Origin of the sequence: Psychrobacter sp. AOP31-B2-9, from assembly GCF_052378005.1 — a bacterium.
In the GTDB taxonomy this organism is placed as follows: domain Bacteria; phylum Pseudomonadota; class Gammaproteobacteria; order Pseudomonadales; family Moraxellaceae; genus Psychrobacter.
The window spans coordinates 19,068-30,504 of the sequence record NZ_JBQSXG010000028.1 but is presented as its reverse complement, the minus strand read 5'-3'; the positions used below and the strand labels follow the sequence as shown (position 1 = coordinate 30,504).

Sequence of the window (11,437 nt, the reverse complement as noted above, 5' to 3'; positions counted from 1 at the left end):
TATTCAAAGTATTTTATTTTATTCAACACCGCAGCCTATTGATAATCTAGAGCAATCAGCAGCTGATTGGAAAAATATCTTATTTGCAGATACTGTCAGTTTTAACTACCCAGTAACCAGCAATTATATAGATATTAATAGTGACTCAAATAAGTTGAATTCCAATTCTTATGCATCACAGACTTTATCAGAGCGCATAAACGAGGCATCAGAGGCTAATCAAACCACAACAGATAGTGTATTGGTTGGTTATATTAATATTACTTTAGACGTGCAGGCAATGCGAGAATATTGGTATCGTACCAATCTGTTGGGATGTTTGATTATTACCATCATAGCAGTGCTTTGGGTGTTGTATATTCTGCGGAAACTTAAATGGCCAGTAAGAGATATTGAATCTCTTACTAAAGTATGTGAAGTTGTTCTAGAAAACCCAAGTATTGATCAATTACCCGTTATTTCACAGCATTTCAATTTTAAGGATCTAATACTGATCAAGCGGACCTTTGTGGTTTTGTTTAATCGTTTGCAAAAAGTTAAGCAAGATTACGAGGCAATTGTCGCATTTGAGCAGCAATTACATACCAAAGATGTTTCTCTTGATGTGCAGTTGCATAACTTTCAAAGCATGATAACCCATGAGCTAAAAACCTCCTTAAATGCAATTGTAGGTGGTTTGCAGTTATTAGATCATGATGCTCTTAATAGAGAACAAAAAGATGCAGTTGAAATTATCAGTAGTGGTAGCGAAAAATTGGTGTCATCGCTTGATCACATTATTCAGCTCAACCAAATACAAAAAGGTCAGATACATATCAATTATAGTGAATTTAATCCATTACAATTGATTGCAGATATTTTAGTAGAGTTTGAACCTATTGCCCAAAAAAAAGGTCTAGAGTTGGTCAGTCGTGTTCATCATATAGACTATAGCCTGAAAGGTGATGCAGAAAAGATACAACAGATATTATCGATATTACTTAGCAATGCGATTAAATTTACACCGGTTGGGCAAGTAATTATTACATCGCAATTGACGCATTTTGATAAAAGTAATCGTTGGCAGATCAGTGTGAAGGATACTGGTATTGGTATCGATAGTCATCATATTGATGATATTTTTAATCCATTTTTTCAGGTGGATTCATCAAAAACTCGGCAATATGAAGGTTCAGGTGTTGGGCTGCCCATCGTTAAGCAAATGATTCAGCTCATGGGTGCCACTATAGAAGTTGATAGCACGCTAGGAGTAGGTACGCAGTTTATAATTACGATAGCGATGCCTACCATTCAACATTCTTGGCAACAGAGTTTATTGGCTGGATTGACTTTTATCTATTACTACTATGATGAAGTTGGTTTTTTAGGAGCTGAACTTGAGCATTTAGGGGCAGCTGTTGTTTATTGTCAGCATGAGCAGTTGGTAATCGATGAGATGAAGGCAAACAAAGTAGACATGGTGATGTTTGCGGAAGATATTTTTCCAAGAAAAGCTGAATCCTTAGCCAGTCGTATTCGTAAAGCTGAAGACGACCATCGTGCGTTATTAGTGTATTGGTATTCACCGCATCAAGCGCAATATTTAGACAGTTTCGAACATGGATTAAAAGTCGCAGGTATTGATTATTGTTGTAGTGCTATTTATAAAGATAAGGATTTAAGTGATTTGCTACAACGTTGGATGGTATGGAAATAATGATAAATTCTAAAATATGATTAGCACTATTAACTGTGCTACTTTTTTTGGTAATAATTTCTATCGCGATTTTTAAGATGAGAAGAAGCCATATTTAATGCATATATTATTATAGACATAAAAAAGACGCCTTAATATTAAGCGTCTTTTTTATTAAATGATATTGTTATTAGATAAGTCGCCGATGTATGTTTTTATCGTTAGAAGAGGTTCTGTATCCAGCGTGTTAGACGTTGCCAAGTACGGCTCATAAAGCCTGACTGTTCGATATCGCTTGTCGCAACAACAGGAACAGAGGCTACTGCTTTACCATCAATAACGGCCATCATTTTGCCGATCTCTTGACCCTTTTTGATAGGGGCTTCGATGCTTTCGGGAATATCAACCACCGTTGTGATTTTATTTTTTTGCGTTTTGCTGGTTAGAATCTGTAAATTGTCAGCAGTGGCCAACTCGATTTCGTCTGCTTCACCAAGCCATACTGGAATTTTGCTGACAAACTGCCCTGTAGGTGCTTTAGTAACAGTGGTGAAGTGGCCAAAGCCCCAGTTGAGCAGCTCGCGTGACTGATCCGCACGGGCCTGTGGGCTCTTTGTGCCCATGATGACAGAAATCAGGCGCATATCTTCACGATTGCTTGAAGCAACTAAGCAATAGCCTGCAGCATTGGTATGACCCGTTTTTAAGCCGTCGACAGTCGGGTCGGTTGCAAGTAGAGCGTTACGATTACCTTGCGTGATACCGTTATAGGTAAACTCTTTTTCTGCATAAATGCTGTAATAGTCACCACTATTTTTAATAATTGCACGTGCCAGTTTGGCCAGATCTAAAGCAGAGGCTTCATGACCTTCGTCAGGCATACCAGTAGAGTTGACAAAATGAGTGTTTTCCATGCCAATCTTTGCTGCTTGCTCATTCATCAAAATAGCAAATGAGTCTTCGCTACCAGCAATGTACTCGGCCATAGCTTGTGAGGCATCATTACCGGATTGAATGATAATACCGCGCAGCATATCGATCACACTGGCTGTTTTATTTACTGGTACATACATACAAGATTGGCTGCTACTACCACGGCACCAGGCATTTTGACTCATTAATACTTGTTCGTCTTCTTTGAGATCACCTGACTCTAAGCGTTGTTCAATGATGTAACTGGTCATCATTTTCGTTAGTGATGCTGGCGGCAATGCCTCATTGGCATTTTTCTGTGCCAAGATTTCACCCGTATTATAGTCCATCAATACATAGGCGGTATTATCCATCTCAGGAGGTTGAATAGCCGCATTTGCTACCATTGCACTCATTGAAACACTTACACCAACGACCAGCTGTACAAGCTGATTTTTTACACGCTTTACTGTCATATATCGTTACACCGCATCATGAAACCAAATGTATCTATCGCTTGTATCTCGTACTAGACCTTGTACGTTCTTTAAACAGCACTCATCAAAAATCTTGTTTAAAGAACGTATTAATAAGAGCAATGACGGCTGAGCGACAGACATAAAATTAACGTCTTATCTTAGCAAAATGACAACCGATGGGGAATCGATAAATGCAAAAAACAGACGATGAATATAAAGAAAGAGTCGTACTTATAAAGAAGGTTAGCGTTTTTTAAATCATCATAAATATAATGCTACTAAGATCACGCCACAAAAAAACCTGCTGTACCACTTGTCCTCTGCAAGCGGAAATACAGCAAGTTTATTTCTCTTATAGCCTTGTATTTTATTAGCAATAACTCAGTATGTTAAGGTCGATAATGTCACTGTTTTGTTGTCGTTAACGGTCAATGGTATTATCCATACTGCTTATTGTTCATAGTGTCGTTGTAGGTTATAGAGTTGCCAGTATTTCATAGCATGATTAATATTCGGCATTTGCCAAGTCTTCGCATAGTGCTTTGTTTTCTTGTTTTGAGAAACCCATCGTCCAGCTACGGATACTTTGCAAGATTTGGCGATAATCCTGTTGAGTTGATAGATATTGGATCGCTGCTTTTGGATCTTCTAAAGATGGCATCAGCTCGTGCAGCTGCACGTTATAAGATTGATAAAAGCGCTGTTTTTGGTTGCCACTAAGCATTGGTGGGCATATCTCAGATAGTACTTGCATAACCGCAATCTCATGCTTGGTTATGTTGATGCCAGCCATATCTAAAGGTATTGTGGTATCGGAATTATTTGCCGCAAAAGATGCTTGCGATAGCATGGCAACAGACGTTATCAGTCCTGCGAGCCCAATTTTTGATGCGGTTTTCGCTATGACAGAAGTTATAGATAATATCGATTGATTTTTCATTCAGCATTACACTCGCTTATCTTTATTTAATGGTCATATGTTAATGGCTAAAAAAACAAAAGTCACATAAAATATTGATTTATGTGTAGATATCTTGTGAGCCAAAGTCATTTCTTAGCAACATACTAGTAGCATATACTTGTAAGTTACGTCAGCATAAAAATATAAGTTTATATTGTTGTTGGTTGTTGCCTATTGTAACGTGAAGATTTATGCTTTTATTGGCTCGATGAGCATGCAGGCAGCATTATTAGGATATTCCCTAGTACAATAAAAAAATAGATAACTCCCGAGCAAAGGTTGGGTTCGTGCTAGCGTACTATTAAGGTATAATCTTATATAACTATGATTGTGCCATCACTTTCGATATTCATACTATGCTATTTTGTTATGGCTATAATAGTTCTCTGAGCTTCGCCCTTAATATCAGGGCATGCCCTATAGGGTTGTGCAGTTTTCTTATTGATTCATAGTGTGTCTTAGTCAATAAGGTATAGCTATGAAAGTAGTATGGAATAGTATGAGTCTACCATTTCTAAATGTGATTATAGCAACTTTAATACGGCAAAAGTTCATAAGTGGACAGCCAGTCATTTATAAGTATATTGAGTCGTAATGAAATTTTTAATAAGTAATGATGATGGGGTGTATGCTCTAGGGCTATTGGCACTGTATCAAGCATTGTCCACTATTGGTGAAGTAGTGGTAGTAGCGCCAAACAGTGAGCAAAGCGGTTTTTCTAGTGCATTGAGCGTCACAACGCCATTGCATACGCATCAATTGCCTTCTGGTTTTATAGCGGTGAATGGATCACCTGCTGATTGTATTTATTTAGCATTGCATGAGCTTTATCAGGATACACATTTTGATTGTGTGATTACTGGTATTAATTCAGGTGCCAATTTAGGGCAGGATGTTATGTTTTCTGGAACTTTTGGTGCCGCCTTGACGGCACAGCTTTCGGGTATACCAGCGATTGCGACTTCGCTAGTAGGTGCTGGGTCCAAAGGTGAGGAGCACGTTGGCCATTATCAGATAGCGGCAAATGAGATAGTAAAACTGTTGAAAGAAACCTCAATATTAGATATCTGCAAAAATTTGCCCTATCATGTATTAAACGTTAATATTCCTAATGTTGATAAAGCCGATGAGATCAAAGGTCGGAAAATAACATCATTGGGGCATCGTCAGGTTGCCCATCCTGTACAACATATAGTGGATCCACGTGGGCGAGATGCTTATTGGCTTTCGTTACGTAAATCACAACATGAATTGTCAGAAACAAAGACAGATCACCAGTCACAAAACGTTCCTTCATCTGTAGTAAAATTGACGGATGACCAAGCGGTGGCAGCAGGTTATATTAGTTTGTCGCCAGTGCGACTCCATCATACACCAGTCGAGTCGTTGGATAAGCTCTCTGCGCTCGTTTTATAAGCTGGCTATATGAATGATGAATGGTAATAGAGTAAGTTATCAAAGCTAAACGAAAGTGAGTGCTATCAAATTATCAATGATGGTGGTTATCAAACATTTAAGTGGTACAAAAGTTAGCAAAATGCTTGTGAGTCACACAAGAAGTTTGTGAGTAACGTAAAGAATAGGAAATCTTGTATGAAGAAGCTTATTGCTGGATCGCGCTTTGTAAAAACGGCATTGGTTGGTACTGTGACCGTAGCAGCCTTGACAATGGTAGGCTGTGCAACCAAGCCCACCTATCAAACAGTCAATCAAGCGGGACCTCAGATTGTTACCAATGCCCAAGGCGTTCCAAATTATCATCGTGTTCAGCGCGGTGATACCGTCAGTCAACTTGCTGAACGCTACCGCATTAGTTATCGCCAAATTGGTGCCCTCAATAATTTAGACAGCAAATATACTATTTATAGTGGTCAATGGTTGAAACTATGGGAGGGCACATCAGAGACTGTGACTAATAATACGTCTACAACGCCACAAACAACAACCTATACACCTTCTACAACCAGTACGCCAACGAATAATAATTCACAAAGTCCTGTCTATGCAGTGACAGCTAATGCAACCTCAGGTTATGAATATCCGACTAGCAATCAAGTGACTCGTAATTTTGATGCAAATGCTGGTACGATGGGCATGTGGTTTGCTGGTAATGTTGGAGATCCAGTGCTTGCCAGTCAGTCTGGAACCGTGCTTTACTCAGGTAATGGTCTCACAGAGTACGGCAATCTTATTATGATTCGTCATAGCGATGACTATATCACTGCCTATGCACATAATAGCGAATTGCTTGTCAAAGAAGGTGATACAGTACAACGGGGTCAACGTATTGCAAATATGGGGAGCAGTGGAAACACTAACCAAGCTGGTTTGGAGTTTCAAGTGCGCTTAAATGGCAATCCTGTAGATCCACGTGCGGTATTAGGACGTTAAATTTGACGCAATGTTTTTCATTGCTTCAGTACAACGACTCTCATAACCTTGTATTATTTGAGTCGTTGTACTTATTCATACCTGAGAATTTCTATGATGTTAAAAAGAAAGTATATAGCGCTTTTTCCAGTGTTGGTTGTGGCCGGATGTGTCAGTCAGCAAGCGACACAAAAAACGAGCAAACCCGTGCGTCAAGGTAATGTTGAAATTACCCAAACCGAAACCGTGCAAGTTAAACCAACACCGCAGCCAGTTGCTAAGCCTCAAACAGTTGCTAAGCCAAGCTATAACAGTTTTTATGACTGGAAGTCAGATTTCTCTATGCGAGCCATTGCATCTGGCAATGATGCGTCGACCGTTCGTCGATTACTTGACCTAGCGCACTTAAATCAGCAGGTTATTTCGCTAGATTCTGGACAGCCAGAATTTTCTAAAATGCCATGGGATTATGTTGATTCTGCAGTATCTAGTGGACGTGTGAGTGTTGGTAAGCGTAAGTTTGCTGAGCAACGTGGCTATTTATCGCAATTAGAATCACAGTATGGTGTCAATGCCGAAATTATCGCCGCTATTTGGGGTATGGAGTCTTCATTTGGCGCGGTGACTGGCAGTAGTAGTTTGCCAAGCTCGCTTGGCAGTCTCGCTTATGATGGTCGTCGCCAAGAGTTTGCAGAAACTCAGCTATTGTCACTAGCGACATTGTTACAGCGCGGTGATGTATCATGGTCACAACTTGATGGCTCTTGGGCGGGTGGCATGGGACAGACGCAGTTTATTCCAGCTACTTGGCTTAAGCATGGCGTCGATGGTGATGGCAACGGTCATCGCAACCCATGGTCAACCAGCGATGCACTAGCATCTACTGCTAATTATCTGAGTAACTCAGGCTGGGTTCGTGGTTTGGCGCCATTTTATGAAGCAACCATTCCGTCTTCATTTGATTACTCATCAGTTGGTAGTAAACAGTCTGCTGCTAAATGGGCAGCCATGGGTGTCGACACGATAGCGGATGTATCGTTAGATGCAAATACGCAGATGGAACTATGGCTACCAGCTGGTAAAGATGGCCCAGTGTTATTGCTAAGCCCAAATTTTGATGTAATTAGGGTTTATAACAACTCATCAAGCTATGCTTTAGGTGTGAGCTTACTAGGTAAAGCACTTGCTGGTCAGGGTGGTCTACAAAAGTCATGGCCACGCTATGAGCGTCCACTATCGACCAGTCAAGTACACAACTTACAGCAGCGTCTTACCAATGCAGGTTACGATACAAAAGGCACGGATGGTATCGTCGGAACCAATACGCGCAAGGCATTCCAACGCTGGCAAGCAGACAATGGTCAGACGCCAGATGGTTTTATCTCTCAGCGTAGCGCGTCTTCCTTGGCCTCATGGTGAAAGAGGCTGTTGGCTTTTATTTTTCATAGCCACTGTTAAGACCACGTCATAGTAAAATACTCGGTATAAAAAAGCACCTTATGAAGGTGCTTTTTTGCGTTAACCTATCATTCTTTGTTATCAATAATTATAACGACGTCTATAGAGCAGTTGGAAATTAAGCTCAAATTACGTGTCAATCACAATGTTAAATATGAAGAAATGACATTGCTACAAGAAAAATTGTATGATGAATGATAAACTCTATGGCGTGTCTCCATTTTTGGAATCAAGATACGCTATAGATAACTGGCTTTGCCAATACTAATAATTAGAATGACTATAAGTCATAACAGTCAAAAGCTAAAATAACCAAAAGAGTTTGCCCTTATGATTACCGTGGAAGAGCTACAGTCAGCCATCAAGTTGCGCATAGATAATTATAATAATAAAGATTTGCCACTCCAAAATAGAACCGCTGCTACTTGTGAGCTGTTGGACAGCCTCAATCAAATACTGGCTCAAACTATTGTCTCACCCTTTGATGTACCCAGACAGAACTTATCTGCGATGGATGGCTATGCGATTGCTCAAGGCAGTGAGCTATCAGCAGGCAGCTCAATTGAAATCATCGGAGAGTCTCAGGCGGGTTGTGCCTACATAGGTGAGCTAGCAGCAGGACAGGGCGTACGTATCTTTACGGGCGCCGTGGTGCCAGATAGCTGCGATACCGTCATTATGCAGGAGAACACCGATTTTTCCGTGATAAAAGCTACGCTAGACAAATCACAGCCTTATAATATTACGCTCACCCAAACTGCCCAGATTGATAAGAATATTCGCAAACAAGGCGAAGAAATTGAGTCGGGCGAAGCTGTCTTAATAGATGGGAAGCGTATCAATCCTGCCGATATTAGCTTGCTTGCAAACTTAGGTATCAGTCACGTCCGTATATTTGAGCCGTTGACAGTAGGCGTTCTAGCGACTGGTGATGAACTTGTGGCTGTCGGTAACGATCTGACAAGTTTGGCACAAATCTATAACTCCAATACACCAACTTTAAAAAGCTTGCTAGCAGATCTACCGATTGTCATTCGTGATTACGGTATTATTCCTGATGACTTAGAGCAGACAACGATTGCGGTCAATAACGCTATGCAAGAGTGTGATGTACTGGTGTCGACAGCAGGTGTGTCGGTCGGTGATTATGACTTTTTGACCACAGTTATCGAGCAATTAGGACAAGTTAATCACTATAAAGTCGCTATGAAACCAGGCAAGCCTTTTGTATTTGGTGAATTAAATAAAGATATGGATAAGCCAGTATTGTACTTTGGGCTACCGGGCAACCCACTCTCTACCGTGGTTGGCGCGCTACAATTTGTGATGCCAGCGCTGTGGCAGATGTCTGGTGCGGACTCATCAGAGCAGCCTATACAGCTGAGTATTCAAGCCACGCTCACTAATGACATTAGAAAGTCAGTCGGTCGCAAAGATTTTCAGCGCGGTGTGTTGACACAAAACGCAGCGGGCAGTTATACCGTTGAGTGTTTCTCCAGTCAGCAATCGCACAGAATAAAGCAGCTTAGCCGTGCCAATTGCTTTATTGTATTAGATAAAGACAGTGGTAATGTCGCTGCACACAACACAGTGACCGTACAACCTTTTCCTTGGCTATATACTTAAGACGATCCACTTAACGAATAGCTACAGTCATTTAATTGGCCTTCATTTCATGGATCTCAAATAGTTAAATTCTGCTAAATGCAAATAATAAGTAACGTATGAATAATGATAACGTCAAAATAGGCCGTGCCCACTGGTATGTGCCACCATCAGATACGGCCATAGCCGATGACTATGGTCGGTCGTCTATCGCTGCGCCTGTACATGCAGGGCATGCATCTGAATACACCCAGCCTCTGACCGATGGGTTTTCACGTCGTCTGACTTATCTGCGTTTATCTATCACTGATTTTTGTAATTTTCGCTGTGAGTATTGTCTACCAAATGGTTATCAAGGTAAGCGTCCCGATGATGAGCTAAGTATTCCTGAAATTGCCACATTAATACGTGGGTTTGCGCAAGTCGGCACCAAAAAAGTTAGAATCACGGGTGGTGAGCCATCCATTCGCCGTGATGTCGTAGAGATTATCAAAACTATCAAGCAGACTAACGGTATTGAGACGGTTGCTATGACCAGTAACGGCTATAAGCTCGGCAAGCATTTAGCCAGTTGGCAAGCTGCTGGATTGAATCAGCTGAATATCAGTATGGACAGCTTTGATGCCGCGACCTTTCATAAGATGACAGGCTTTGATAGTCTGCCGCAGCTACTTGCCGATATGGACACATTGTTAGAAACAACAGATATCAAGCTCAAGATTAACAGCATCTTAATGGCAGAGACCGCGTTTGAAAACCTGTTGAACGCCATCGATTATGTCAAAAATAGAAAAGTTACTTATCGTTTTATTGAGTTTATGCAGACCAGTGATAATAGCGACTTATTTTTTGCTCAGCACGCACAGTCTGACAGTATCATAGATTATTTATTGGAGAATGGCTGGCAGTCACATGACCGTGGTAGCGATGATGGCCCAGCGGTAGAGTACAGTCATCCCGACTACGTAGGGCGTATCGGTATGATTGCGCCTTATGCTGCACATTTCTGTGATACCTGTAACCGCTTGCGAGTCAGTAGCCAAGGTCGCGTGCATTTGTGCTTATTTGATCAAGGTAACTATGATATCCGCCCGCATTTGCAGGCAGGTGATGTGCAAGGACTCGTGAATACGTTACATGACTTTATGCCGATTAAGCCTGAGCATCACCATTTACATGACGCTAATAGCGGTATCATGCATAATCTATCTATCATTGGTGGCTAGGGCGTGTATTCAATTCACTCGATAGTTATCTCAATGGGCTAAAAATGGCTGAATTTTTCCAAACATCGTCAAATAGCTGGTTAATATCCCGATATTATCTGCGCTATTTTCCTTGTTTGACGGCAATTTATCTCATTTTTATCACCATTTTTGACATGAAGACACGCCCTAGTATTTTAATAACGACATCGCCTGTCTATTAAGGAATATTTATGAGCAAACCCGCTGCGGCATTTATCCCGCTTAATATTGCTATTTTAACTGTCTCAGACAGTCGCACCTTGGCAGAAGATACCTCTGGTCAATACTTGGCAGACAGTCTGGTAGAGGCAGGGCATCACTTGGCAGACCGTAAGCTGATCACTGATGATATTTATCAAATAAGAGCGGTGATTAGTGGCTGGATTGCCGATCCAAGCGTCCATGCGGTTATTACGACTGGTGGTACGGGATTCTTTATCAGAGACAGTATGCCTGAAGCCGTAAAGGTACTGTTTGATAAATCCATCGATGGCTTTGGTGAAATGTTCCGTTTAATCTCAAAAGATGAGATTGGCATGTCGACTGTACAATCTCGTGCAGTGGCAGGTATGGCAAATGGCACAGGTGTTTTTTGCTTACCTGGCTCATCTGGCGCGTGCCGTACGGGCTGGGAAAATATCTTAAAAGAGCAGTTTGATAGCCGTACTCGTCCCTGCAATTTTGTGCCGCATTTTATGGCTCAAAACCCAAGCCACGATTGATGTTGTCA

The 11,437-nt window shown here is 41.2% G+C and carries 9 protein-coding genes; 7 read left to right on the top strand and 2 right to left on the bottom strand.

What is annotated here, in order from left to right; all coding sequences use genetic code 11:
• Window positions 1-1,696, top strand: a 1,696-nt coding sequence (locus tag ACT3SX_RS05245) for a sensor histidine kinase (RefSeq protein WP_444518803.1), incomplete at its 5' end; no start/stop codon positions are given.
• A 200-nt stretch (window positions 1,697-1,896) separates the two neighbouring features.
• Here the strand turns inward: ACT3SX_RS05245 and ACT3SX_RS05240 are convergent.
• Window positions 1,897-3,063, bottom strand: coding sequence for a D-alanyl-D-alanine carboxypeptidase family protein (locus ACT3SX_RS05240; RefSeq protein WP_192519115.1), 1,167 nt, complete (start codon window positions 3,061-3,063; stop codon window positions 1,897-1,899).
• A gap of 508 nt (window positions 3,064-3,571) precedes the next feature.
• Window positions 3,572-4,006, bottom strand: coding sequence for an MCR_0457 family protein (locus ACT3SX_RS05235; RefSeq protein WP_192519114.1), 435 nt, complete (start codon window positions 4,004-4,006; stop codon window positions 3,572-3,574).
• 615 nt (window positions 4,007-4,621) lie between these two features.
• On the opposite strand from ACT3SX_RS05235, the gene surE reads away from it, so the two are divergent.
• The 6 genes from surE (at window position 4,622) to moaB (ending at window position 11,429) form a co-directional block, all read left to right on the top strand.
• Window positions 4,622-5,443: a 5'/3'-nucleotidase SurE gene (gene surE / locus ACT3SX_RS05230; RefSeq protein WP_192519113.1), complete on the top strand. Its 822-nt coding sequence runs from the start codon at window positions 4,622-4,624 to the stop codon at window positions 5,441-5,443.
• 177 nt (window positions 5,444-5,620) lie between these two features.
• Window positions 5,621-6,418 (top strand): peptidoglycan DD-metalloendopeptidase family protein, encoded by a 798-nt coding sequence (locus ACT3SX_RS05225; protein ID WP_192519112.1) that lies wholly within the window; start codon window positions 5,621-5,623, stop codon window positions 6,416-6,418.
• A 93-nt stretch (window positions 6,419-6,511) separates the two neighbouring features.
• Entirely contained in the window at window positions 6,512-7,816 is a 1,305-nt protein-coding gene (locus ACT3SX_RS05220; protein WP_192519111.1) for a lytic murein transglycosylase, read from the top strand.
• A 369-nt stretch (window positions 7,817-8,185) separates the two neighbouring features.
• A complete protein-coding gene (locus ACT3SX_RS05215) occupies window positions 8,186-9,481 on the top strand; it encodes a molybdopterin molybdotransferase MoeA (RefSeq protein ID WP_192519110.1) in 1,296 nt (431 codons plus the stop codon).
• A gap of 98 nt (window positions 9,482-9,579) precedes the next feature.
• On the top strand, window positions 9,580-10,686 hold the full coding sequence (moaA, locus tag ACT3SX_RS05210; protein ID WP_192519109.1) for a GTP 3',8-cyclase MoaA: 1,107 nt from the start codon (window positions 9,580-9,582) through the stop codon (window positions 10,684-10,686).
• Window positions 10,687-10,898: 212 nt separating this feature from the next.
• Window positions 10,899-11,429 carry a molybdenum cofactor biosynthesis protein B gene (gene moaB / locus ACT3SX_RS05205; protein ID WP_442069581.1) on the top strand — a complete coding sequence of 177 codons (531 nt, stop codon included), beginning with the start codon at window positions 10,899-10,901 and terminating at the stop codon, window positions 11,427-11,429.
• Window positions 11,430-11,437: the final 8 nt, after the last annotated feature.

Excerpts from the sequence above, each read along its gene's own strand:
- ACT3SX_RS05225 (WP_192519112.1), top strand. The coding sequence starts at position 5,621 with ATGAAGAAGCTTATTGCTGGATCGCGCTTTGTAAAAACGGCATTGGTT.
- moaA (WP_192519109.1), top strand. The coding sequence starts at position 9,580 with ATGAATAATGATAACGTCAAAATAGGCCGTGCCCACTGGTATGTGCCA.
- ACT3SX_RS05235 (WP_192519114.1), bottom strand. The coding sequence starts at position 4,006 with ATGAAAAATCAATCGATATTATCTATAACTTCTGTCATAGCGAAAACC.
- ACT3SX_RS05240 (WP_192519115.1), bottom strand. The coding sequence starts at position 3,063 with ATGACAGTAAAGCGTGTAAAAAATCAGCTTGTACAGCTGGTCGTTGGT.
- surE (WP_192519113.1), top strand. The coding sequence starts at position 4,622 with ATGAAATTTTTAATAAGTAATGATGATGGGGTGTATGCTCTAGGGCTA.
- ACT3SX_RS05215 (WP_192519110.1), top strand. The coding sequence starts at position 8,186 with ATGATTACCGTGGAAGAGCTACAGTCAGCCATCAAGTTGCGCATAGAT.
- moaB (WP_442069581.1), top strand. The coding sequence starts at position 10,899 with ATGAGCAAACCCGCTGCGGCATTTATCCCGCTTAATATTGCTATTTTA.
- ACT3SX_RS05220 (WP_192519111.1), top strand. The coding sequence starts at position 6,512 with ATGATGTTAAAAAGAAAGTATATAGCGCTTTTTCCAGTGTTGGTTGTG.